This is a genomic window from Epilithonimonas pallida, from assembly GCF_900182975.1.
Lineage (GTDB): Bacteria > Bacteroidota > Bacteroidia > Flavobacteriales > Weeksellaceae > Epilithonimonas > Epilithonimonas pallida.
Window position 1 is genome coordinate 143,133 of sequence record NZ_FXUO01000005.1, and the last position, 25,259, is coordinate 168,391.

The 25,259-nt window shown below is 38.9% G+C and carries 24 protein-coding genes and 2 pseudogenes; 5 read left to right on the forward strand and 21 right to left on the reverse strand.

All coding sequences use genetic code 11. The annotated features are described in order from the left end of the window. Positions 1 to 49: 49 nt before the first annotated feature. Complete coding sequence (locus tag QOL71_RS11100; protein ID WP_283416992.1) at positions 50 to 409, reverse strand: DUF6876 family protein; 360 nt, start codon at positions 407 to 409, stop codon at positions 50 to 52. Between the two features lie 390 nt (positions 410 to 799). Between QOL71_RS11100 and QOL71_RS11105 the strand changes: the two genes are divergently transcribed. Continuing rightward, positions 800 to 1,303 carry a transposase gene (locus QOL71_RS11105; RefSeq protein ID WP_283416993.1) on the forward strand — a complete coding sequence of 168 codons (504 nt, stop codon included), beginning with the start codon at positions 800 to 802 and terminating at the stop codon, positions 1,301 to 1,303. 264 nt (positions 1,304 to 1,567) lie between these two features. Here the strand turns inward: QOL71_RS11105 and QOL71_RS11110 are convergent. The 18 genes and pseudogenes from QOL71_RS11110 to QOL71_RS11195 all read right to left on the reverse strand — a co-directional run. Then, a pseudogene (locus QOL71_RS11110) lies at positions 1,568 to 1,888 on the reverse strand (ubiquitin-activating E1 family protein); the annotation flags it as partial. 478 nt (positions 1,889 to 2,366) lie between these two features. After that, complete coding sequence (gene ltrA, locus QOL71_RS11115) at positions 2,367 to 3,671, reverse strand: group II intron reverse transcriptase/maturase (protein WP_283416994.1); 1,305 nt, start codon at positions 3,669 to 3,671, stop codon at positions 2,367 to 2,369. A 621-nt stretch (positions 3,672 to 4,292) separates the two neighbouring features. Continuing rightward, positions 4,293 to 4,778: pseudogene (locus QOL71_RS11120) on the reverse strand (ThiF family adenylyltransferase); the annotation flags it as partial. Positions 4,779 to 4,780: 2 nt separating this feature from the next. Beyond that, complete coding sequence (locus QOL71_RS11125; RefSeq protein WP_283416995.1) at positions 4,781 to 5,527, reverse strand: PRTRC system protein B; 747 nt, start codon at positions 5,525 to 5,527, stop codon at positions 4,781 to 4,783. Positions 5,528 to 5,567: 40 nt separating this feature from the next. Continuing rightward, complete coding sequence (locus QOL71_RS11130) at positions 5,568 to 6,752, reverse strand: hypothetical protein (protein WP_283416996.1); 1,185 nt, start codon at positions 6,750 to 6,752, stop codon at positions 5,568 to 5,570. Positions 6,753 to 6,858: 106 nt separating this feature from the next. Further along, the gene (locus QOL71_RS11135) at positions 6,859 to 7,077 is read right to left on the reverse strand and encodes a PRTRC system protein C (RefSeq protein ID WP_283416997.1); all 219 of its coding nucleotides are present in this window, start codon (positions 7,075 to 7,077) and stop codon (positions 6,859 to 6,861) included. 10 nt (positions 7,078 to 7,087) lie between these two features. After that, a complete protein-coding gene (locus QOL71_RS11140; RefSeq protein ID WP_283416998.1) occupies positions 7,088 to 7,630 on the reverse strand; it encodes a PRTRC system protein E in 543 nt (180 codons plus the stop codon). Positions 7,631 to 7,693: 63 nt separating this feature from the next. Continuing rightward, complete coding sequence (locus QOL71_RS11145; RefSeq protein WP_283416999.1) at positions 7,694 to 8,167, reverse strand: hypothetical protein; 474 nt, start codon at positions 8,165 to 8,167, stop codon at positions 7,694 to 7,696. A gap of 208 nt (positions 8,168 to 8,375) precedes the next feature. Then, positions 8,376 to 8,774 carry a single-stranded DNA-binding protein gene (locus tag QOL71_RS11150; protein ID WP_283417000.1) on the reverse strand — a complete coding sequence of 133 codons (399 nt, stop codon included), beginning with the start codon at positions 8,772 to 8,774 and terminating at the stop codon, positions 8,376 to 8,378. 558 nt (positions 8,775 to 9,332) lie between these two features. After that, positions 9,333 to 10,580, reverse strand: coding sequence for an NUMOD4 domain-containing protein (locus tag QOL71_RS11155; RefSeq protein WP_283417001.1), 1,248 nt, complete (start codon positions 10,578 to 10,580; stop codon positions 9,333 to 9,335). Between the two features lie 124 nt (positions 10,581 to 10,704). Further along, the gene (locus tag QOL71_RS11160; RefSeq protein WP_283417002.1) at positions 10,705 to 11,553 is read right to left on the reverse strand and encodes a toprim domain-containing protein; all 849 of its coding nucleotides are present in this window, start codon (positions 11,551 to 11,553) and stop codon (positions 10,705 to 10,707) included. Positions 11,554 to 12,018: 465 nt separating this feature from the next. After that, positions 12,019 to 13,116, reverse strand: coding sequence for a hypothetical protein (locus tag QOL71_RS11165; RefSeq protein WP_283417003.1), 1,098 nt, complete (start codon positions 13,114 to 13,116; stop codon positions 12,019 to 12,021). Positions 13,117 to 13,184: 68 nt separating this feature from the next. After that, positions 13,185 to 13,895, reverse strand: coding sequence for a helix-turn-helix domain-containing protein (locus tag QOL71_RS11170; RefSeq protein WP_283417004.1), 711 nt, complete (start codon positions 13,893 to 13,895; stop codon positions 13,185 to 13,187). 2 nt (positions 13,896 to 13,897) lie between these two features. Continuing rightward, positions 13,898 to 14,149, reverse strand: coding sequence for a DUF3853 family protein (locus tag QOL71_RS11175; protein ID WP_283417005.1), 252 nt, complete (start codon positions 14,147 to 14,149; stop codon positions 13,898 to 13,900). Positions 14,150 to 14,166: 17 nt separating this feature from the next. Further along, positions 14,167 to 14,700: a hypothetical protein gene (locus QOL71_RS11180; RefSeq protein WP_283417006.1), complete on the reverse strand. Its 534-nt coding sequence runs from the start codon at positions 14,698 to 14,700 to the stop codon at positions 14,167 to 14,169. 23 nt (positions 14,701 to 14,723) lie between these two features. Next, positions 14,724 to 14,987, reverse strand: coding sequence for a helix-turn-helix domain-containing protein (locus QOL71_RS11185; RefSeq protein ID WP_283417007.1), 264 nt, complete (start codon positions 14,985 to 14,987; stop codon positions 14,724 to 14,726). 222 nt (positions 14,988 to 15,209) lie between these two features. Further along, complete coding sequence (locus QOL71_RS11190) at positions 15,210 to 16,055, reverse strand: RteC domain-containing protein (protein ID WP_283417008.1); 846 nt, start codon at positions 16,053 to 16,055, stop codon at positions 15,210 to 15,212. Between the two features lie 566 nt (positions 16,056 to 16,621). Beyond that, positions 16,622 to 18,295, reverse strand: coding sequence for a helix-turn-helix domain-containing protein (locus QOL71_RS11195; protein WP_283417009.1), 1,674 nt, complete (start codon positions 18,293 to 18,295; stop codon positions 16,622 to 16,624). Between the two features lie 489 nt (positions 18,296 to 18,784). Between QOL71_RS11195 and QOL71_RS11200 the strand changes: the two genes are divergently transcribed. The 4 genes from QOL71_RS11200 to QOL71_RS11215 all read left to right on the forward strand — a co-directional run bounded on the left by QOL71_RS11200 (position 18,785) and on the right by QOL71_RS11215 (position 21,343). Then, entirely contained in the window at positions 18,785 to 18,997 is a 213-nt protein-coding gene (locus tag QOL71_RS11200) for a hypothetical protein (protein WP_283417010.1), read from the forward strand. A gap of 76 nt (positions 18,998 to 19,073) precedes the next feature. Further along, complete coding sequence (locus QOL71_RS11205; RefSeq protein WP_283417011.1) at positions 19,074 to 20,516, forward strand: MauE/DoxX family redox-associated membrane protein; 1,443 nt, start codon at positions 19,074 to 19,076, stop codon at positions 20,514 to 20,516. Positions 20,517 to 20,592: 76 nt separating this feature from the next. Then, entirely contained in the window at positions 20,593 to 20,874 is a 282-nt protein-coding gene (locus tag QOL71_RS11210; protein ID WP_283417012.1) for a DUF6520 family protein, read from the forward strand. Between the two features lie 193 nt (positions 20,875 to 21,067). Continuing rightward, entirely contained in the window at positions 21,068 to 21,343 is a 276-nt protein-coding gene (locus QOL71_RS11215; protein ID WP_283417013.1) for a hypothetical protein, read from the forward strand. Positions 21,344 to 21,365: 22 nt separating this feature from the next. Here QOL71_RS11215 and QOL71_RS11220 read toward each other — a convergent pair whose 3' ends face one another. Further along, positions 21,366 to 23,870, reverse strand: a complete 2,505-nt coding sequence (locus tag QOL71_RS11220; RefSeq protein WP_283417014.1) for an alpha/beta hydrolase family protein — start codon at positions 23,868 to 23,870, stop codon at positions 21,366 to 21,368. Then, positions 23,857 to 25,254, reverse strand: coding sequence for a RagB/SusD family nutrient uptake outer membrane protein (locus tag QOL71_RS11225; protein WP_283417015.1), 1,398 nt, complete (start codon positions 25,252 to 25,254; stop codon positions 23,857 to 23,859). The genes QOL71_RS11220 and QOL71_RS11225 overlap by 14 nt, the downstream gene beginning before the upstream one ends. Between the last annotated feature and the right edge of the window lie 5 nt (positions 25,255 to 25,259).

The window sequence follows — 25,259 nt, forward strand, 5'->3', positions numbered from 1 at the left end:
TTTTTAAAGTTATAAATACGATTGCCTGTACATCGTGAGGTTTTTAAGATTAATGTTCGCTTGGCAGCAGCAGCACGTTGCCTTCCTTCCAGATGGTGAACTCGTTGAAGAAGAAATCCGAAAACGGAATGTCCTGCGTGGCAAGTACCTTGTTATTTCCATCTGTTGCCGTAAGCCTGAACTGCGTTTCTTTTACTCTTTCGAGTTTCCAGACCTGGAATTCTTCCTGACGGAACTTTTCAGAAAGCTGGTACGATACAATGCAGTCGATGAACCAGAAGCATTGTTCTTCCTCTGCGATAATTTTGACGCCATCCGTAAAGACGTATCCGAAGAAATAGGCGAAATACTGCTCAGTACCGCTAAAATGGTTGTAAAATTCATTGGCTGAAATACCTGGATTTTTCATTGTTAAAAATTTTAAAGGGTTGAGATTGATTTTTGATTGTCATTGAAAATGTAAAGAGCGCTTTGCTTTGTGTCCGATGGGGCAGTCGTTTTTCATTGCTTTCTGACGATAGAAATTCCGTTTCAGCCAAAACCGTAATGGAACCAATGGAATGAAGGCTCCGAAATCTTTTTGTTCGCAGAATTCAGGAGTGTCTGGAAAAATTAGTGGATAACCGGAGCGAATTTTTTTAGATGCCCAAAAAGATTTTTTGAGCAGAAACGGGATTTATACTTTTGCATACTGAAAACGAACGCCCGTCGGTGGCAAGCATAAAAGCCACATTTTCTACGGCAATACCTTGATTAGAAGCCATTTTATCCTTATATTTGGACTACGATAACCATAAGAATGACAACAATTAATATGAGACGATTTTTATTTTTATCTGCTGTAGTAATGGCGGCATACGGATACGGCCAGACGAATTGCGATGCCCTGAAGAAAGACAATGAAACCTTGCAGTCGACCAACAAAGTGCTGACTTCCGAAAACGAATACCTGAAGAAAGTTCTTGATCTTAATAAGCCCATTCTGGAAAGTGAACAGGAAAATTCCACCTATACAATAACAGCAGTAAAAGGCAACAAGGCCGGAAAGACTATCGAAGTTTCCTTCCTTATTGAATCGAAGGATGAAAATAAAAAAATGACGATCGAGGACATATCATTAGTAGATATTGAAGGAAACGAGTATAAAATTGATCTGTATAAATCGAGTAAAACCTATCCTCAGCTGTCGAAGAATGTTCCTGTGAAGCTTACTTTTTCATTTAAGGAGGCGCAGGGAGAACCGATGTTTTATCAAAATGTTCAGATTCAAAACCATTTCACAATTAGAAAGAAATACGTTTGAAAAATCACGGGCGAATTTAGAATTCAGAGACCTCAAAATAAACTGGAATTAGAACCGACTTGTACATCATCATACATCGATTTACTTTTTGAATTCAAATCAAAGTACAACAAAAAAGCCCGCAACCTTTTTTCAAATATTTCTGAAGCCAGAAGCCGGGGTAATGTTTTAGAAATAGGGTTGCTCCGATTGATGCAAAAATGCGTTTCCGACCGCAGGGAGGAATTGCATTTTTGCCGCCCGACCTTTACATCAGGCGGTTTGTTAAACCCTAATGGGCTGTGAATGGAAATTTTTAAGATTCAGGAAAAACCCTCGGTATTCCGTCAATCCGTTTCGGAACAGATTCCATAACAGCGAGCATCCCATTTGCGCCAATGTCGAATTGATATACAAGTCCTGCTTTTCCAATGCTTCGGCTAAGCTACAGCTTGGCGTATCATCCTCGGTTTCCGACTGTCTTAACAAATCTCCAAACTCTTCGGTCACAAAAGGAAGATTCGCCACGGTCTCATATTTTTCCGAATCAGGCTGTTTAATATGCCCGATGGTTGAGAGCAGAACCTGCCCTGTATTTTTTCCGTTGTCGGGTAGGTCAGGATTATTACTAATCCCTTCCCCCCTCAGAACCGTACGTGCGACTTTCACCGCATACGGCTCAAGCAAATCATAAAGCAACTTAGGATAATAACTCATTGTTCCTATTTTTAGATGAATGCACTTGCTGATGACAATAAAGGTGCAAGATTCTACGGTTTTTCCATAAATTACGGTCACGGTTACTTCTATCCATGATAAGATGATGGTCATGGATTTCCTCACCGTTAGAAATGGATTGTTTGCATACAGGGCATATATAACCTTGAGAAGCAGCAATTATCCGTAGATGCTTCGCTAATGAAGAAGCCTTTTTAGCCTCTCTTTTTAACCAATAACCATTCAGAGAAGGGTCATCCATTGAAGCTTTTCCCTTGACCATCACATGGCGTTTTATGTTGACCCATGTGAATTTACAAAGATGGAACGTTGTTTCTTCATCACCGAAGACCCAATTATCTTTTCTTTATTTATTCCATTGTCTCCAATATTTCTGTGTGATGTATTTCCATGACCTGCCTGGGTGCTGTCTTTTTGCCCACCTGACGGCTCGTAGAAACATAAACATATCAAGGTGTTTAAACGCATCAACGGAGTTGCCAATCCTGTAATAGTTTGCCCATCCCCGTATGATAGGGTTAAGCCTATGGATTACAGCGGTTGCGTTAGCACCCCGTAGCGACATCCATTCCGTTTTTAAACGGTCTTTGAATGACTGTAAAGATTTCTTGCTCGGTTTGATTAAGAGCTTGTAACCTGTCGGGGTTGATGGTCTATTGTATAATCGGACGTTAAAGCCGAGAAAGTCAAATCCTTCTGTAAGGTGGACGATTTTGGTTTTTTCTTCCGACAGTGTTAGTCCACGTTCTGCTAACCATGTCTGTAGTTCACAAATTGATTTTTCTGCATCTTCTTTAGTCTCACAAAAGACTACAAAGTCATCGGCATATCTTACGACTCCTCTTGTTCCTACCACGACACCCGAACTATTTGCTCGCTTGATTTTCAGAGCATCTTCCATACCATGAAGTGCTATGTTTGCTAACAAGGGACTGATTATTCCCCCTTGTGGAGTACCTGCTTCCGTATCATGGAATACGTTTTTATCAACGTAGCCTGATTTCAACCATTTCTTTATAAGTTGACGTGCAGGAAAATTTCCGATAGCATTCAATAGAAATTCGTGGTCAATATTGTCAAATGCTCCTTTGATATCGGCATCAACTACCCATTTCTTTTTCTTGTTGGGACGTGAGAAGCCGTAGATTGCCATTATTGCATCATGACATCCTCGCCCCGGTCGGAAACCGTAGCTTATACCTTCAAACTTTGCTTCCCATTCGGGTTCCAATGCATTCTTAACCCTTGCCTGATGCACACGGTCAAGAACGGTAGGGATGCCAAGAGGTCTTTGTTTGCCGTTCGATTTCGGTATATACACCCTTCGGGCGGGTTGTGTTTTCCAAGGTTGGAATTGTTGGATTTCATCCACAAGGATACTCCTTGCTTCTGGCGTCTTCACAATCACCTTATCCACCCCATGAGTATATTTACCTGCATTCACCTGTGTTACTCTTCTTACGCTAATAAGCGTATTGGAATAGTTTCGTAACATAAGTTTTTGTAACTGGCGGACTTTAATAAAGACGCCAGCTTGAGTTGCCTTGAAGATACGCTGTCTCAGGTTTCTTACCACACGATTTGCCTGATTCCAGTCAATGGAATTCCAATCCGTATGGCTCATTGTTCCGTTTGCTAAGTTGTCTTGCATCTAACTTTCCTTTGATTAAAAAACTATTACATTGCTCTTCAAGAGATTCACCAATCTCACGTCTGCACCCTTTCAGGCTGGGTATTTCTGTCTTTGACAGCCCTATCCGTCAGGTTATGTATTCCCTTTGCCTTTCGGCTGACGGCATTCGCTTCTTGAGATTTCCTGTCCCCGCTGAAGATTTCAGCATTCCTTGCGGTTTGCCTACCCAATTGCTTGGGACCTCATCGGGATTCCACGTTCCGCATTTATAAGATGCGACTGGGTGTGGGTGCCTCCTATACCCCGGGGTCTTGGTGTCCTAATATGGAAGTATGGAATCTCCCATATCTTTAGATATTTTGCTCGGCATAAAATATCCCTATGACCCGATACATCGTAATTTCCATCCACCGATGTTGGCTAGTGACGGAGCTTACGGAGATTCACTTGCGTTCACCCGTCCAGTCTTTCCCTTGCCCGATTGTCCCTGATGGTTAGGGTCTTTCTTAGGCTTTCATCCCAGCTTCGCAAAGATCAATTACTCAACCCCCACGTGGGAAGTGGGAACCAGTCTTGGACACTGACTGGGAAGAACTTCTTACAGTTCTTCACTTATTAAATGCGACTTTCGTGTCGCACGCCTGCATCCAGCCAGTATTTAACATTATTTCGGTATGATCTTCTGTCTTGCTTCAATTCGTCAAGAATCTCCGCAATTTCAAAACGTGATTTGACATTATCAACGCAGGAGATATACAGCGTGGATTGCATTGGCTCGTGAATCCTGCCAAAGGCATCCCTTTCAAATCTGCTGACTTCGGCTTTCCAGTGGGTTCCTGACCAACGGTTCGCCCGATTGATAAGAGCAACCGCCTTTGGAAGACCAACCTCACAATCTGCGAAACGTTGCCTGCCGATATTGGCTTCGGTCACCGTATCATCATCCCAAAGCCTTACCTGCAATCCCGGGTGTCCGAGTTCAATTAACGAATGGTTCATTTCCATAAGGGCGGTGAGTACCTTAGAGCCTGTTCCGCCTGCCCCAATAAGATTGACAGAAACAGGATTGGTCGGATAAATAAGGCTGTCGTCCGTAAAATGGACTTTTGGTTTTTCATTGTTCATCATCAGAGTAGATTTTTTAATGTTAAATTGCAATTGACCAGTACCTCTTTCGGAAAAGAGCCTTGATTCTCAATTAAACCCTTCCAGAGGTTTACACAATTGCCTTTGATGGGATTATGGCTATTGACCAGATGGCTGAAATAAGAATGAAAAAAGTAATGCTCCCATTGGGCCATAAACGCTTCCAGTGATGCCGACTTTTTAATGCTGATATCAACAGTTCCCATACACACGCTTCCGCTTTCGTACACATTAAAAAAAGGAGCGTGGAAAAGAGGTGTTTCCTCATTCGGGCGTTGGTTTGAATCCAACGCAAATATTTTCATTCCGTGTCTGTTGGCACACCATACCAAAGGCGGTACTTCCGCTGATCCATTGGGAATAGACAGCTTTTCGGTAAACAACATTGGTCGCTTCTGTCCTTTTGTCAACCAGATCACTTTTCCGTTTTCTGCCGAATCAATATAAAGGACATTTTCAGACATTACCCCATTGGGTTTTAGAAAATCCTTTTCTTTCCTGCTGTGAATCGTCAGCGACTTCGCCAGCCTGTTGGCTTCCCTTATGGTGAGGGGATGTGCATTGACAGGGTGTCCGTTGCCGTCAATAGCAAAATGTTCAACATAGCCGTCGGGATTGTAATCATCGGTTTCATAAAAAACCAATGCAGATTTTGGATAATAAAGCGTACCGAAATTATGGGTAATATCAGTTTCGATAGTTTCGCTTGTATTTGTATTATTTTTCATAGCGTTCTGTTTTGGATGTATTTGAGATATAGAAATTTGTTTAATTCAGCAATCGGCACAATTCATTCAGCAGCTTGAATAGATTATTTTCAAAGTCCAGACTTTTATTTAAAAGAGAATTTCCGTCAAAAGTTTTAAAGATAATCGGTTCCTGTGCTTCTGCATATTCGTTGAATTCATTATTGATCATACTGACTAAGTTGTCGTAAAGCACACCTTCACTCTCTGCGAAGAAAGAAATGTACTTGTCCATTGTCACCACATTTTCCTCGTTGTAATCATTATAGCCATCTTCAGCCATAGTTTCAGGGTCGATAGCATTGTTATGATGCGCATTTCTGAAGATGCTTTCATCGGGATATTGACTGTAAAGGGTAAATACCTCTTTGGCAAGTGCAAAGCACGCTTTGTCGAACTGGTCTTTGGGGTTGAACCCTTTCAAACGTTGCTCAAAAAATTGCAGATTCCTTGGGTCTGAGATCTTTTGTCCCATCAGGTCGCCTATCAATTCCGCTCTTTGTAGCTCTTTTTTGCAGAGAAAATAATCCTCCATTTCCGCATCCTGTTCCAACCAATCGGTTAGCATTTCGTAATTCCAATAGAGATAAGAATCTTCTATCCTGTAATAAGGAATCCCTGCATTTCTGTACAGATAAGAACACACGGAAAGCAGCAGACAGCCTGCTTTTCTGTTTGTCTTTTGACGGAGCAATCGATAAAGCGGAACAACGGGAATATAGAACAAAGTCGCCCCTGTGTTGCATCTTTCTTCTACGGTAAAACAGGTGTTGCTCTCCTTATCGATGAGTTGAATACCCGCCCAATTCTCGGTCTTGGCTTTCAACTTCTTCTGAACGTCCATCAGCGCAAGCCTGATATTATACGGATACCCGAAATGCTTTGTTCGCATAGGTTGTATCTCATAATGCTCAGCCAACTGAGAAAGGGACTTATAAAAATCCCTTTCCGTTTTGGCAATCCTGCGTTGGCTCTGTTTTGGTGTGATATCATTTCCCTTTAGCAAAGGCATAAAGCAGGTTTTCAGAAAAGCATCGGAAGTTGGGAAGCGGGTACTGATTTCCGTTGGTCTTTCTGTATTTCCGAACTGTCTTTGGGCTGATGCATCCATTGTGCGAAGTCTCTTAACTGCCGGTGCAGTTGTTTTTGTTTTTTTTCTTCGGGCGGTCGGATGATACCCGATAGGCTTTTTCGTTGCATTTTTCATTGATTTTGTTATTGGTTTACGGTTGTTAGTTAATGGTAACAAAAGCGATCCGCTATCGGCTGACGGTAGATAATTTCTCTTATCAGCCGAAAACGATTCATTCATTTCAGCCCTTAGTTCCGACCACGCTTTCAAATCGGTATTCTACCGCATCATCTTTGATTTTAGGGGCAGAAATTTTCGAGGTGGTCAAAATAGGATAGGTGTTGGCGTAAAAGTTCATTACTGTTTCCACCGTCCACTTTGGTTCAGGGTCAGGCAGTCTTATATCCTGACCGTTTTCTTTGAGTATAAAAACCCGGTCTAATAATGTTGCAAGTAACATTGGCTAATTTTTAAGATTCAACATTGTCATTATTCGTTCCAGAGAAAAGGCTCGGCGCAAAATGCCGTTCGTATTCGTCCTGCTTTTTGCGGATATGTTCTGCATTTTCGGGAAAATCCGAAACTTTCGGAAGGGCAGACCACGCCTCTTTGTACTTGCCCTCTTTTTCAAGTTCTTCGGCTTTCTGCAATGCTTCATTGTACTTTTTGTCTTTGGCTTCCTTTTCCTTTTTCTCGCGGTCAGCCTTCTCCTTTTCCATTGCCGATTTCATTTTGGCTTCCTCAACCTGCTTCATATAGGCATCCATATCCACCATCAAGCCCGAAGCGGTCTGCATTGGTGTCGCAACGTTTTCAAAAAAACCATTGTCCAGGTCTTCTGCCGTTCCCCTCAGATTGAGGGGCGGAATCAGCTTTCTTGCTTCGTCCCCGCATTGCTCATTATTGAGCAATACGGAAATGACAAAGCGGTTATCCTGTGTGGGGCGTATCGTTACCTGTAAATCTCCCGTGAGATTCATTTTGGCGATCTGCCTGAAAAAATTAGTTTGCATATTGATGTAGTTTCGAGATTAGTAGTATGAGATTAAAAAGATGAAGATTCAATTTTAGAGCAATCATCGGGTGAGTTCCCACAATGAAAATTCTTCCGTATAAAATTCATCACCTGTATGCTTTCCGAAGGCATTGTAAATGGCGTTGCCGTTTTTGAATACCTGCATCTGGTAGCAGTTCAGGTTATTTTCGGGTTGCAGGAGTTTTTTCAGATCATCCGTTTCCAGTTCGATAAGCATTCGGTTGCTTTCGGTTAGCAGTTGCTCCACTTCGGGATATTTTTCGTCCGAAAATCTGAAAAATTCTACATCCGTATCACTATAATTCAGCCATTTCAAATCGTGGTCGTGTTCCACGGCTTTAACGGCTTCGAGCCTTTTCCTTTGGGTGATTTTCCATTCTTCTGAAATTCGGATGATGGCAAATCCGCAGTCGTCCCATTCGCTGTCGGTCATTGCTTTGATAAGCAGGTATTCTGTGGGTTGAAGTGATGTTTTCATATTATTATTAAAAATTTGTTTAACTGTTGTTTTCATTAATGTATGTTCCACTGGTTTTAAAAGGGTCTGTACCCTCTGTCATTCTGATTTCTGATTTGAAAATCAGTGAAAGCTTTCGGGCATAGCGTATGGCCGTTGTTCTGTCGCAGTAGGTCTGATAAGAGACGGTGATCTGATCCCAATCTTTTTTATCTTTAGCAGACCTGAGCTAAAAATTAAACTGTGCATCCATAATGTAGTGCTGTTAGAATGGTAAATCATCATTTTCATCTTCTGTAAAAGGATTGCCTTCAGGTGCTTCTGAATTCTGCTGTTGCTGAGTATTATTTTTGTTGGCTTTTCCGTGAAGCTTAATTCTTGAGGTGTGGAAATTAAGACCCGATTTGATTTCACCGTCTTTTCCTATCCACGCATTACTGCTGATTCTTCCCGATAATTCCACCAAAGTCCCTTTGATGAGATACGGAGCGATTTTGGCGTTAATCCAGTACGAGCAATTATAAAAAGTGGTCTGCTCTTTAATTTCGCCCTGTTTTGTTTTGTAATTGTCATTGATGGCGATTGAAAAATTAACGACCTGTCTGTCGTCTTTTACAATGTTGATCTCTGCGTTTTTGGTTACTCTACCTACGATGGTGTTCATAATATTTCGATTTAAATGTTAATTGTTTTGATTTCTTTTTGTTTTTCGTTGGGAAATTCCGACTGAACTGATTGGGTATCGAGGACACTCGGCTTTCTTTTTTTTACTTTTTCAAATGTTGAAAAGCATTATGTATCGTTAATTCTGTTTTATTTTTCCGTTGATGTCAAAGAACGTCTGAAGTTGAATTGATTTGTATAACTGAGGTTCCGGCTTTTTCTTTGCCGATGACGATAGGACGGGATCAGGCACACAAAACCCGATTCGTTTCAGCTTACAATCAAACTGCTAACGGATCGGGCTTGAAATCTTTTTGTTCGTAGAATTCAGGAGAGTCTGGGAAAATTGTTGGAGTGAAGCGGAGAGAATTTTTTTAGAAACCCAAAAAGATTTTTTTGAGTGAATGATGCTGTCCTACATTTGCAACAGTAAAAAGCCTGACCTCGGGATGAGATCAGTTACTGAACGTTTTGATCGGGAAAATAAAAGAGGGCAAAGTAGGAAATGCGGTTTCCGGAATGGCTTTAAATGCTAACGATTTTAAATGAATGCTATCTACTAATCTGTAATTACTGAACCGCCGTAGGTTAAAAACATTTTTGACAGGTCAAATTTCCAGAACGGTTCGTTGTTATTAACCAACGCAAATTTCCTGTCCTCCATCTCAAATTCACGGACGAAACAGCAGAGCATTGCTTTGGGAACCGACAGATAGCCATTTTTCCTCTGATGTCGGAGGATACAGCGCAGCGCATAAGGCTTCCCATTGAAAAAATCAACATATTGTGAGAGTATCTGCTCCCTCAGGAAAACCTTCCGGCCTTCAGTGATCCAGCCGCTTAAGCGCTTAACGCGTCCTTGGTTTGAAATCACAAAGCGGTTTCCGAAGCCGGGTATCGGCCTCCACTCTTCGCCGGGCAGATCTTGTAAAGACAGATTCATACAGGCAGGAGGATTCTTTTGATCCACTAAAGGTCTTCCGAGGTTTTTCCAAACCGTTTTATTAAAGATCTTGCGATTGTTTTTTGACTTGGGAACGATCTCAAAATCTTTTTCGGTAATGGGCTGGCTGCTTAGAAACCACCGGAAACCACCGGCTGTCAGGAACACACCGTGTACGGCATCCATTATGCTTTCGCAGCCGACACCGGCGGCCTTCTCGGCACTGTACATATCTTCAAAATCAGCAATGAATCTGCCACTAATATCATATTGTGAAACGGGTTGGGAATAAATCGCGTTTCGGTTTCTCGCCCTGTTGCTTTGATAGGTTTTAAGACGCCTTTCGCTTGGTGTCGTCTTTTCAAGGTTGGTATAATGCAGATGCATACCGTTATCGTCCTTAAAAGAGATCTTTATATATTGATCGTTGTAATCAAACGCTTCGACAAAATGATAATAAACCAGCCGCGCCATCGATTTGCGGTGTTTTTTGCCGTCAGAAGACAACGTGCAGTGGAAATGGTAAAAGTCTTTATGAAGATATTGATTAAATTGCTTGATCACAATAAGCTTCATAATCATCTCAGGCTCTTTCTTCCCTTTTGTTTTGCCAGGCAAAAAAGTCCACCTTTCTAAGCTCTTTAATCTTCCAAGGTTTGATATGGCATAATTTGGAAAGCCATCAATGACTTTCCATTCTTCACCTTGTAAATCTGATAAAGAACGGTTGTAGATCACTTCTTTGATATACTGGTCTTCTAATTCGGCAGGCAGCTTCAATGCAATGGTATATCTCTGTGTTTTTGTTAGTAGATAGCTGATATAAAGATAAAAAACATTGAGAAATATCCAATATATAAACATCTTATAAACAACAATTTATTGGAAATCAAGAAACTAGTATTATGGTTACAGAGAATAATTGGGATAAATTTTTATCTTTCTTTTATTCTTACGGAAAACCGTAATGCAAACTGAAAACTATTGACTAAAGGTCTTTCGTGTTTATTAGCCATTCGTTCAAATCTTTATAGCCGTGATAAATTAACGAGCAATCCTCTACGTTGTGATATTCATTCCGGATCTTCAAGGCGACGGATTTTCCATTCTCATCATTGTCAAGAAAAAGCAGGATCTTCCGGTATTCTTTTAACAAATGCTCTGCTTTGAAAAGCATTGCCGTAGAATTTAAAATCAGACAATCACACGATGAATTGAATCTATTTTCCAGGTTCCGGAAAGTTAGATAATCAAAGAAGCCTTCAAAAACAGCAATTTCGGCAGTCGGCTCTGACCTTTCCTGAACCAAGGTAATATCTTTTGGGCCCAGGCACAGTTTAGTGTAGCTATTCCGTACCTCAAAACCACCGGAATTGTTTTTGAACCCGATTCCAAAATAGTTCCTGCCGTAGAATTCGTACTCAATTTCCTTCAGCAAATGTTTCTGTTCAAGAACTTTTCGGGATTTTAAATACTGAATCAAAGCAGGATGCCTGATCTCTTTGATTTTTAAGATCCTGTAAGAAGCCTCTGACTGTATTTCGACAGGTAATTGTCCTGGATCAAATGAAAGATCAAGTGCTGAAAGGTATTTCAACGCTTCCGAAACAGAGCATTTTTTGATTTGCTGTACGATGGAGATCACATCGTAACTTTTTCCCGTTCCAAAATCAAACGCATTATTTTTGATAAAATCCACGGAAAGACTGGGGATTTTCTCTTCGCGGTCGAGCGCAAAATAAAGAGCGGTTCTTCGGTTTTCCTTGGCAGGAAATAGCGCGAAAGATTCCAGGACCGCCCGGATGCCGACCTTTTGTTTGATTTTTTCGCAATTCATTTTTTTTCTTTTTTAAAGCAAATTTTTATTCACATTTCCCTTTTAATAAAAAAAAGAACTTTTTAATACTTTTAATATACTTTTAGTAATTCCCCCTGGCGCCTTATGGCAGGCAGATACAGCCATTTTCGAGATGAGTGCAATTCCGAATTCCGAATGAGTGCAATTCCGAAATAGAGATGAGTGCAATTCCGGAAAAGAGCCGATTATCGGATGAGTGCAATTCCGAATTCATTATTTCGATTTTCGTCAATATTTGAGACTATCCACAATTTCAGGGAGTTATCCACAATTTTTACGATTATGCAAACACTAGAATGAGTGCAATTCCGAAATGAGCAACTAAAATATCTAAATTTTAACATTTTTTTAACTTTTACGAGTGCAATTCCGAAATTCGAATGAGCGCAATTCCGAAATTCGAATGAGCGCAATTCCGAAATACGGATGAGTGCAATTCCGAAATCATATGATGACAGGATAACCATTGGGTAGTAATTCGCCCATTTTGGTTTCTCTGTACACCAGGATAAGGTATTCCTGGAATTTGTTTAGAAAATTAAGACCGGTATAGTCCGTTGACCTGACTTTTTGAAGCCGGTTATCCCTTATGAATCTTTCGAACGCTTTTTCAATAAGCTCCCGGGTCTGAACAATGTGGATGTACTGATAGGAGAGCTGGGTCATCTGGCGGTCGGTAAGACGGTACCTGTTTTTAAAATACCGGAGCCTCCTCGTAATCCTCGTATTATTTCCCCTTTGTTGCAATGATTTATTATCCGGGCGTTCACTTAAGAGGACAGGCTGAATATCAATGGTATCACCACGGTAATGGTAGCGGAACGAAAGCGTATTGAACTGGTCGAGGCTTGCTTTGGCCGGTTTCAGAAATTTAAAGCAAAAGTCATTTGCAGATCTGTAATGAAGCCCGAATTTGCTGTTCAGCGTTTCAAGCTTTAAAGCGGTTCCGGTATCAGGAAGTTTAGACAGCCAGATCGCAAAAATGATGTGCTTATTATTCCGGATGTTATAGACAAGGTTGTACAGCACATAATTGTATTCCGGGATGACCATTAATTTTTTAAGCCAGTAACTGCTGATAAGAAAACTCGTATAACCACGCTGATCGTAACTTGGCGTAGAGATCAAACCGCCAAATGTCCTTATTTCTTTTCCTTTGGCATTAACTGACCGGTACCAGCCCATTTTGAATTGAGCCAAAAACTCATAAGCTTCAATCACCTGTTTTGTTGAACCGCTCGGAGAAATTTTACTATTCCGGATCTTCATTGCTGCGAAAATATTGTTATCCGTTTCAAATTCATCATCGAATAATGAAAGCTGTTTCGGGCGGTCTTCAGGACGAAACTGTTCGCTGCTGATCTGGGAAATAATGTTGAAAATAACCCGCAGCGCGTTGATCGGAATATCGGCAGCCTGATGGTCATCAAAGATAAAATCATCGACAAACCGGTTGCCTATACGGATTCTGTCCTGCACCTTATCCGTTCTGCGTTCAAAGTTTTTGCGTATCAGTCTTACCTCTTTTTCAGGGATTGCCATATGTAATGCTATTTAGATACTGGATATATTAAAGTGTCGTTTTATATTCTGACCAATTCAGCCTATTCTTATTGAGGTCGTTTGATCCTGGGAATTGATGTTACAGAGAGATCCTTGTCAGCCGTATTTTTCATAAAAGGCATCAGGCTTTTGAGCGACGATTTCCAGTCGGTGATGGGTCGTCCTGAAACACTTTTCCAGTCATTCTTTTGCCAGGTATTGTATTTTTCTGTGATCTTGTGGGCCAATGACGGTTCGTAGCCCTCAAGCGTTTGGGCATATTCCAGGAATATATCCAACGACGGTTGCTTGGTTCCTTTCACAGCCGGTTCCAGACTGCTATCGCCTGCTCCCAGGTTATCATTTATCTTTTCCTGATTTTCATAATAAACAAGAGACGTCAGGGAAGTAGAGGAGGAGGCAATGGGTTCTTCGTCCGTGGGGATAACAACAGTTGATAATAGAGAATCTATTTGAGCCGTTTCGGATATGGATATCGCCAAATCGTAGTCTAATACTACACGGTAGGTTGCAACACCTACGGTGTCTTTGTTGTAATCAACTATTCCCAGGCTTTGCAGTTTCTTTCTTGCGGCCATTATGCTGTTCCTGGACAGACCTAAGGTTCTGCTGAAATTCCGGTCGGAAATGCTGACCGTATATGAACCGCGGTCATTCGCAAGGTTCAACAGGTAAAAATATACTGTAATAACCGTTGCGTCAAGCTTTGCTTTCTGGTTGAAGTTCCAAAACTTCTGTATGAGCTCCAGGTAATACATTGCTATTTGGTTGCAAAAAGCTTAAGTGCTTTTTTCTTGTCAATGATGATAATATTTCCCCTCTGGATAATCGCACCATCCAGTATTCCCGAAGACTTTATTTCGGAGGCTTTCGAGATCGAGCATCCAAGGATATTGGCCAATCCTTTGAGTCCAAACTCATAATTGTTCTCGGGGCAAATGCTTCTCATCAATTCAAGGTATTCCTCGACGGTCAGTTTCCAGAGCGGTGTTTTCGGGTCTATATTTTTCATAGATAAGCTTTGCATTGTTATTGGTGCGTAAGCACTTGTTTTTGTTGTTTTGAAATCCAGTTCCTCGCGGCTGCCTGCCAGCTCGACATTGGCTTATTGCGGTGCACGTTCCAGTTTTGTAACTCATAATAGTTGAAGAACTTCTTTGCTTCAGAAGAAGAAAGATCACGTTCAGTAAAGTATAACTCGACTTCAAAAAGATCGGGGATGACAAACTTTTGTGCATTTGGGGCTGGAGTTTTCGTCTTTCGAAGCGACTGATCCCGATCTTCAATAATTTCAACAAGGCTACCTTTGTACGGATCATAGCTTGGTGCATAGTCGATCAAGCCTGCACTATGCAATTGGCGAATGCATCGGTGATAGGTGGCCAGTGATCTGATCCTGCTCAGCTTCATCACTTCATCACGATGAATCCGAAACGACTTCCGGAACTGGTTGGTTGACCACAATTGAAGAAGAGAGACATACATACTGATGTGGGAGGGAAGCATGGTTTCATCCCAAACCACATTTTCAAAAAGGCGGATGATATTTTTAGACTGTTTCATACGACTGCTGTTTCGATTAATTATCATTTTTTAGCGCCGCTAAGAAGTTTCTGAATGTCTTTGTAGCTGTAATAGAGCGTTCCTCCAACCTTCGTGTAAGACAGCGAGCCGTTGATCCGCAGTGTCTGCAAGGTCCCGGCTGAAATGTTCAGTAATTTCCTGACCTCTGAACTTCGAAGCCATTCTTTCTGGGCTGTGTTCTCTTTTTCCAGTAAACGTTTGATCTCTTCCAGCAGTTCATTTTTCAGCTGTTGAAGATCCTCTTTGGTTACAATTGATATTTCCATAGGTTCAATATTTATCACTTGACAAAATTTGGAAATCGAAATAGAAATCTTTCGGTAGTTTGTCGGTACTACCGAAAGAATCCTTTGTATTCACCGCTATGGAAAGGTTTTACATTAAGATGCAATCACAGAATTTGGGATGGAAGAAGAAAGTAGATGTTTTTAAACGTCCAATCGTTATTTTGCTGTTATAAAAGGTACAATCCGGATAATTTTGATATATTAAATATCCAGATCTTCGAGAAATTGGCTTAAATTCTTCTGAAGCAGCGACAAAAACTTGGTCTGATCGCTTTTCCGTAAACGTATTTCGCTTAAAGTCTTATGATAATTACCCAGATTAATATTCAGCGAATTCTCGGCCCAGCGGAATACCTCTGCCAGATCAGCCCGGCCGCCATCAAAACACTTTGTTTGATGCAGCGCAAATAGCAGCTCGATGAGCGCCACTTTTGGAGCCGTCCATTCAAGCTTCCCGACGGCGCTGATTGGTTTTTCAATAGAATCTTTAAGGTCAATTCTATGCACTAAATATTCATCCAACAGATCATTTGCAATAATTTGTGCAACTAGGTGATCGTGCGATGTACAGAACTCCTGGTCGTAGCTATATAATTCAGGACTAAGTCTCAGTTTAAAATCAAATTTAAAACGAACAAAATATTTCTTATCGAGAAAGGTGGCTCTTCTGCGATAGTAACTGATAAATTCCCTTTGTTCATTGTAGAAGTAAAGCAGACCAGATCTTTCGTTTTCAAAATAGGATTTTAATGTAGCTTCATTAGCATAGGGTTTTGAGGCTTCTATAGACAAGACTTTTGAATAGTAAATGTAAAGAGCCACAAACTGAGGTTTGGTAATTTTAAAGAATTGTATTTCATCACTCCAGTCCTGGAACCTGTATTGTCTTACTAAAGCTTTCAAACTGGTAATCGCTTCATCTGTTTCCATCAGGATCTCCTCGGCCCTGGAGATGATATCAAGATCACTCCGGTTAATCTGGTCTATTGACATTGTTAAACTCTTCCACAATTGATCAATTCTTTTTCTAAAAACTTGTCGATTCATAAATAAATTATTTTAAATACATATAAAAGTCGGATAATCGTGAAGAATTGACCTTTTAGCCGTTATTGTGATGGTATTTAAGCGGCTCCGCTATTATGACGAGTTGTATTGTTGGGAATATCATTACTCTGTCGTATTATTATAATCAAAGCGCTGATAGTTAATGGTTTATAATGAATGTCTCTATGATCCGATTTATAAATCGTACCCTGTACAATTTATAAATCGGATCATCTAATATTATTAACCTAATGATTGCTTTTCTAAATTCGGCATTATAAATCTTGAAAAAGCAGATTAAAATCATTTTAAAAACAATAACCAGATTTGAAAACTTCTTTAGTAACAGGTAGAAAATGTACTTTCAGCGGAGAATGGGAAGTTCAAGGTACGATCAGTACTGTCATCTATATTTCAAAGGGAGATATAATGCCAGATTACTGCGGTAAAGAGGTACGATGGATTTTTATCAGAAATGGCTAGAAGCGTATGAATGCCAAGGTTAAAACGCGATAAATCTCCAATATGCCAAGAAGCTTTATAAGCATACTTTAATAGTACGCTCATCAGTGATCTTCGTCTAATTCTTTATTTCTTTTTCTGATAAATTCTACGGGAGACAAACCGCTGCTTTTATAGAATGCTTCGGAAAATTTAGATCTGTTACTGAATCCACACTCATCACTTAGTGCTTTTATAGAATAGCCACGCCAAGATTTGTTATGATACAATTTATGCATAATATATTTTATTCGTAACTGATTTAAGTACGCATTGAAATGACAGCCTTTATAGTCATTAATGATTTCCGATAAATAGGATGTATTTGTTTTTAATCTTGTCGCCAGCTTATTGAGTGTCAAACTCTTTTCAAGGAAAAAATGCTCTTCTTCCAACTGTGAAAGTTTGGATAAAATATCATTTGCTTTTTCCTCGTTGAGTTTAGAACTTTTAGGTTTGTAGTCAGGCTTATCTGTTGGCTTTTGCTTACCTTCATCATTTATCTTAACCAGTAGATCTTTATATTTTACCTCAATTCGCTTTTCTTTTTGCCAGTTGAGATATAAAATCAAAGCGAAAAGGAGCAGTAGGCAAAAAAGTATCGCCGCTGTTCGATTTGCATTTGCGCTGGAAGTCTCCAGTCTTTTCTTAGCTTCGAGTAAATCTTTAGTATCATATTCCTTATGAATCTTTTCAGACAGGTATTTAAAATCAGTTGAAAGCATATGATCCACTTTAAGCAGCTGGCTTGTGTAATAAAGTTCCATTTTTTTGTCACCTGTTCTTTTGGAGTTATTGATTAGTATTTCATAGTTTTCTCTCACTTCCGGTAGGATGAACAGATGTTTTGTAAATATGGAATCAACCTTCATAAAATAAGAAACCGCTTTATGAGTTTCATTTTTATTCAGTAGGCTTTTGCCTTTGTAGAAATAGATTGTTGAAGCGTTCGTGAAATCATTCTTTTTCTCAATGCCGGCAAGAGCATTATTGAAATTTAAAATAGCACGATCATAGTTTTTATTTTTATAGTCGATAATGCCCTGCAACTTATAGAAATAACTTCTTTCGATATAAAAGTCTATATCACCTGCTGTTTCCCGAAATCCTTTATTAAGCAATGACGAAGCTTCTTTCAAACGGCCAACTTCAACAAGGCAGGCAATATTTTGATGCAGACTATTTAAATAACCCTTTTTATTGTTATAAGACAAATTGGGGGGATTAGAATGGCTATTTTCATTTCCGTAGTGTATCCTGCATTTTTCAAAAAGATGCAATGCCTCCTGATAATAACCGAGGTAGCTTTTTACAACAGCGATATGGTACAGGTTTTTATAATGAAGGTATTCATCTTCAGATCCTTGCAAATAAGTCCAGGCTTTTAGGTATTCGTCTAAAGCAAGTTTGAATTTTTTGTAGTTAAAATAATAGATCGTTCCTTTAGTTAAGTAAGAAGCTCCTATCAGGTCTCGATTTTTGCTTTTGGCTGCAGCCCAGACCATACTGTCTGCGTATTGTAATTTATTATCTGGTGAAAAACTTGTCGCGTCTTTATAAGCTTGAGTTAATTCTGCATAATTTTTCTGCTCCTTGGCTTTTCCAATGTACGGATTTAGGAATTTAAAAGCCCTGATATCATTTTCTTCAAAATTGTCATACCGCTCTCTGTAGTCAGTAAATTCCTGGCCATTTAGCAAAATATAGAATAACGCTAAAAACAATAAAATTTTTTTCAAATTCTCTGCAATTATGGTAGTACTAATTTAAGTATTTTACGAGTAATCATTTATTAGTTCAATCATCGTAAAGCCCAATGTTTAGGAATCATTTAAACTTTATATCCGATTTGGCTATAAATTTAAACAAGTGTTTGTTAATTTCCAATGATTTAAATTGGAAAATATCAGTCGATAGCAAGACAATATATCTTTATTTATCATTTTTTCGTTTTAAGGCAATCCTTTTTTGGCTTGTTTGAGAGAGAAATCTGACCGCAGCGCAAAAAAATATTCGGAATTCCAATGTTCGCATAGTTTCGCGCATATGTAATTGATAATAAGTTAATTGTAAAATAAATTAGATGATCCGATTTATAAATCGTACCCTATACAATTTATAAATCGGATCAACATTAGCTTTTTCAAAACACTTTGCTTTTCTAAATTCGTCGAAAGAATTCTTAGAAAAATACCGGCCGGGATTATTAACTCATTAATCCCTAGATCATGAAAAAGCATTTTGTAATTATAGCAACAGGAATCATTCTTACCTCTTTAAATTCTTGTCGAGAAAATGAATCGTTAACCGAAGACACTACAATGCCCGCACTTGAGCGAAGCCCTTCCAAAAAAGAAGGCGACAGCTCCAGGTTGGAAGAATTTGTAAAAACGGACCCGCCAAAAGACCGGGACAACTGGCGAATGAGCTCCCAACCATAGGTCCTCAAACAGATCGCAAGTCGACCGTACAGCGAAGCTTTAAAAGAGTCTTACTGTAACAATAATTTAAAAAACCATGAAAAAGATCAATGCCTTTATCCCTATATCTGTATCTTACTTTTTCATCCTGCTATTCTGTTATGCTGGTGCAAGTAAGTTGAAAGATTTTGAGAATTTCCAGGTTCAGATAGCGCAGTCACCTCTATTCGGCACGTATGCTGGAGCTGTTTCGTACGCAACCATTATATCTGAGGTAATTATCGTTTTGCTATTAATAATACCGAGAGCAAGAACGATCGGTCTTTATGTTTGTTTGAGCATAATGACTGCATTTACCCTGTACATCTATATAATACTTAACTATAGTGATTCTATACCTTGTTCTTGTGGAGGAATCCTGGAAAAGATGGATTGGAATCAACATCTCTTTTTTAATTTAACTTGTGTTCTGTTAGCGATTATTGCCATTATAATTAGAACCTCAGTAGACAAAGGAAAATTAATAAGTTACTTGGGAATAGCTATTTTGCTTCCATTAGCAGTATTAACTGCTGTATTTTATCCGCATATTTATGATAATCAAGGAACTTTCACTCGGAAGATAATTGAACCTCTTGACGCAAAATACAAGACGCTTGAATTTCCTATGAATAACTACTATATTGCAGGAAATTATGGTGATACATTATTTTTGGGAAATAGAAAAACACCATTATTACTTTCAACTATTCGACCTGATTTTAACTCCGTAAAAATTGACAAAATCAAATTGGATAATTATAATTATCAATTTGTTAGTGTCACGATCGATGTATTATACCCCTATTTTAGTGTTTCCGATGGCAATGTACCTGTTATTTTTGAAGGGAAGCTTCCTTCATTAACAGCTTATGATACAGAAATAAATCGCCTGTATTTTTCAAGATTTTATATGCTGGAACCGAAAAGGTACATTTTTAAAACTATGCTTGTAAAAACAAAAGCGAATGAACTGGGCATTTTAAACACGGCATCTAAAAAATACGTTATCGTCCCAAATGTCTTAGAAACAAAAGTTGATGGAGTTTTTGACACAGATGGAGATATTACCGTGGATAGAAAAAATAAAAAAATTATATATACCCATTTTTACAGAAACGAGATCATTACAACAGATTTTGATCTCCAGAACATCCAGAGAAGTCCTACTATTGATTCGCTGTCTAACACAAAGATAGAAACCAGGACCCTTGAAAACGGGCAGACCAAATTGTTGAGATCTCCGAGTGTAATTAACAGTACCCAAGCCGTGTTCGATGACAAATTCTTCAATGTATCCAGAATGAGAGGTATCAATGAATCCTTTAAAGATTTTAGAAATAATTATGTCATTGATGTTTATAACGTTCACTCAAAGAAATACCTCTATAGCTTTTATATTAAGAATCAAAATAGAAATAAGATCAGAGGGATCTTATCAACGAAAAATTATTTTTATGTATTGTCAAGTGATGCAATTACCAGATATACATTTAAATAATATCTGTTGGCCAACAGAACAGGGAACGCCGAAAACCTGTTGATTTAGAGTAGGCATAACATCAAATTTTATTACAATGAAAAATTTCATTTTACCCGCAGTTCTAATTCTGATTGGAACAGGAACTGCTTTCGCTACTCAAAATGTAAAAAGTAGCAAAGGGAGTTTAGCAGTTAAACAGGGCTATATATTCAATAGCTCAACCAACCAATGGGACAGAAGTGTCATGTGTCAAGAAGAGATTGCTCCAACATGTACGGTCAATGGTCTGCCATCAGGACAACAGGTTTTTGGTACAACCGGACCGGAAGTTGATCATCCAGAAACGGCCAATGTCGAATTATACAAGATCAATTAAATATAGCTCCCGAAAGGGAGCTTATTTTAGCAGATTTCACAACCATTTTATGAGTTGTCCGTTTGCAGTTTAATTATATACTTGAATCATCTTATACCATTGATGGTTATCCAAATGGTATTTACTCTAATTAGCAGAAAAAGCTTTAATAAAATATGTTAATCAATTATAGCGTAACACTAAATTTATAAAAATGAAAAATTACATATTAGTTCTAATCCCCATTTTAATAGGAATCGGCACTGTATATATTACTAAAACTGAAAAAAGTGATATCCGAACTGCAGCTAGGCAAGGCTATATCTTTAATTACGCCACCAATCAATGGAATCGAAGTGTCATGTGTGGAACAGATGGAATAATTTGTACTGTTAATGGTTTACCAACTGGACAGCAGGTTTTCGGGACTGATGGACCTGAAATTGATCATCCTGAAACGGCTAATGTTGAATTGTATAAGCTGGACTAAAAAACTCCCAAAAAGGAGTTTTTCATTGCACTAGTGGACGAATCCAGTCTGCTGGCTTTTTATTTTTCAGATAGTAATCGAACCACTGCCAGATTTTAATATTAAGGTCTATCTGGTTCAAAGGTTTGAAAACATTGTGGGATTCATTGATATACTCCAGCAGCACAGCTTTTTTCTTCTGTCTTTTAATTCCTTGGAAAAACATTCTTGCCTGAGCAGGTGATACGTTTTTATCTTTCAACCCAGTCCAAAGCAATACAGGAACTTCAATATTTTTCACATGATAAATGGGGGAATTTTCCAAATAAAGATTCCAATGATCCAGGACATTATTGTTCATCCTCATCTGCTGATTTTCAACCCTCATATAATTAGGCTTTGTAATAAATTCCGGTTGACTAAGAGCATTAGAAACCAAATCCGAAACCATAACACCTGCAACGCCTGTCTTAAAGTAGTTCGAATTGGTCAGTGCAAGACCTGTCTCATATCCCCCGTATGACAGTCCTATCACTCCCATACTTTTTTCATCTATTGATGCCAGCGACTTTGCGGAATCGATGCTTTTCTCTAAAGACATTATAACACTATTTTTAATATTTGCCAATTCGTACTGGAGATCCGGCAGTAGAACTATATAACCATTCATCAAATAATGCATATAATTGAACCCAATCCTAATATTAACGTATGGCTGCAGGAAAAACAATACATCGTGCGAAAGTTCTTCATAAATATTAACAATCATGGGGTATTTCTTATTCGGATCATAGTTGACGGGTAATAAGAGTGCTGCATTGGAAGTCCCGAAATCGGTTTTATATTGAAATATTTCACATCTCGCACCTTCAAAATCTTTCTTTTCTTTTTTTAGAGATTCATAAACAGTGTGATATTTCCCTTTCTCGAAGGTTGTCAGCTTAAAAGGCTCTAAAGCAAAATTCGATGTTAAGAAAAAACCGTTGTCATAAGGTATTATCTCCCTGTAATGACCTTGTCGGAAAAATGTTGTTTTATTGTTTTTATATGTCAACCTGGCAACACCTGAATCATAAGTGAGCTTATTGAACGTCTTAAATATTAAACCCCTCGATAGATCTATTTCTCCCATTCTGATATTCCAAGATGATTTTGGGTAGTTCTCTTTTGATAACTGGAGCTGATATTTCAATTTTGCTTCTTCCCCCATTGTGACCTGTTTTGTCTGTCTGGTTTTCAAGTCGACAATGAAATAATCAAACTGGTTGGAAATCATTATCGCAGATCTGTCTTTAATTTTAACAGGTTTAGTGGCAGGGGCTTTAGCCAAGCCGCTATGATCCAGGCTGGCCCAACCCTTTGTGTTAGCAGGCATAAGATCAACCTCCTTCCCCGTACTAATATTATGGGATACCCATGTCGTATCATTAAAATAGACAAATTGCTTTGTGTCTCGATCCCAAAGATAGTTGCCTTCTTCTATTCTTTTTTGGGATAATACATAGGAATGATTACCATAATCTAAAAATAATTTCAAATCAAGAATTTTATTTTGTTGCTCTTCGACGACATCATCCGCTAAATCATACACAATAAAGTCGCCACTGTCGTTTAAAAATTTATAAACAGGTAGATCATCATTCATATCAGGGAGATAATCCCACTGTTCTTTGTTAAGATTGTAAATGCCTAAATGGTAATAGGGCATTTTATCCTCTCCGTTCTTGTTGGAATATGTGATTTTCAATTCAGGATTTTCATTACGCTCCAACTTGCTTTTCAAATACAATGGAAATATGAAATGTTCATTTTCCCGAACTTCCAAATACGTGGTTAAGCGAGTGGTTGATTCAAATCCTTCAGGCATCGCTAACAGCAGCCTGGCTAAATTTTCCGATCGTAGATCAATAGTGTACAGCTCAATTTGCTTGGATTGGATATTGGCGGCATAAATTCGCTGCCCACTCGAAGAAATCCATTGGATACCACTCTCAACCTTAAAGGTTTTAGAGCGACGGTTTGTTAGATTTATGACAACCAGGTCATTGCCGGATATATAAATTAGGTTATTGTTGGTTGTATCAAGTTGATAAACCGTTACATCCTGTTTTCTCCACAACATTTTTCCCTCTAAGGAAACTAATAGCAATTCTTTTAAACTTGTATTAAAAAGGATCACTTGAGCCGATTGTTGTGCAGGTTCAATTAAATAGTTTCCTGAAACTTCCGTGAATTGACCGGTTCTTAAATCTGTGAATCGACAAAGAAGATCATTTCGCATCAACAGTAGATTATCATTTAAAAATTGAAATTTATCAAAATTACCAAGCATTGAAGCTTTGTCGTTTTTGACATCCAACAATTCGTAATCATTCTTACCATAGGTGTTGCTGTGATTTAGAATTACGAAACGACCATTAGGGCTGTTCGCACGCAATGCTGTTTCATAATATTGCTTGTAAACCGCGTTTAAACTGTCAATATCCTGAGATAAGCAAAGTCCATGAACTAAGAGGAATGCCAGCATATGTAACCTAGTAACCTTCATTTTGCGGATTTAAGTTAGGATTTAGCAGCAGTTCGGTCGCAGGCAGAGGCAGTAATTTAAAGTGCGGTTTCCATCCACCTTTCTTTGATAGCATTCTGATATCTGCAAGATCATAATGCCTTAAGTCATAAAGACGGTGTCCAAACTCAGTAAATAATTCTGACCTTCTTTCTTGGATTAAAGCAGCTATCAATGTATTTTGATCACTGCTGTTTGCTAGTGGTGCTAAGCCCGCTCGGGTTCTTATCTTATTAATATCTGCAATTCCCAGGTCATATTGGCCTTTCTTAATGTAAGCTTCTGCTCTGATTAAATACAATTCTTCTACTCTGAGAATGACCGAATATTCTAAGGACGTCGGACTGGTATAATACTGTTTATATTTATATGGATAATAATAAATTTTATTTTGCGCATCAGTTTTTTGCCCTATCCAAGCGGTTTTTCTTTGATCACCATTCTCAAATTCATCTACAAAATCCTGTCGTAGCGCAACATTTGTCGGCGGCGCTGTATTCAGGATAAATACATTCCCCTGATAAGCATTGTACGTGGCACCAAAAGGTAACAGGTGCCATATACTTCCTGAGCTGTCTTTTAGGAATACTTTATTTAAATCAGATTCGATCTTATATTGGACATCTCCAATGACATTGTTCGAATACTGAAGCGCTGAATCCCAGTTTTTTTCATAATAGGCTATTCTTGCCAATACGGTATAGGCTGCCATTTTTGTCGGATATACCCTGTTTCCTGCGGCTAAAGTTGTTGGTAAAAGCGGTATTGCCGTCTCAAGATCTGTTTTACACTGTGCATAGACCTGACTGGTACTGATCTTACCAATGCTCTGGTTGACCTGGTAGTTTGTAGAGGTGACGTAAGGGACTGAGCCGAATGTCTGGGTTAAGTAAAGATGCAGTAATGCCCTAAGAAAAAGACCTTCCCCTTTTAATCGGTTTTTAACTTCTGAACTAAGGCTTTCAGAATTTTCAACCCCTTCAATAACAGCATTGATGTTATAAATTTGAGTGTAGGTGATCGTCCATAAATTCTTGATCTTATCAGTAGTAGCCACATGGCTCAGTTGGTAAAAGATGGCAGCGTCAGTTGTAGCTGCACCATAGGCTTGTAGCTCATCTACATAGGCTGCCATCACAAGCTGGGCACCTGACGAAGACCCTGATAAGAATCCCTGATCGTCTAGTGAACGGTAAACGCCTGCCATAGCAGATTTAGCTAACTGATCATCTTTGAAGACGACCTCTCTTGTTATCTGATTTTTCGGTAACCCTACTTCCGTAAAGCGGTCACAGCTGTTATTGATCAGAAGGAACAAGATGAAAAAACTTAATAATATGATATGTTTTAATATTGTATTTTTCATAATTA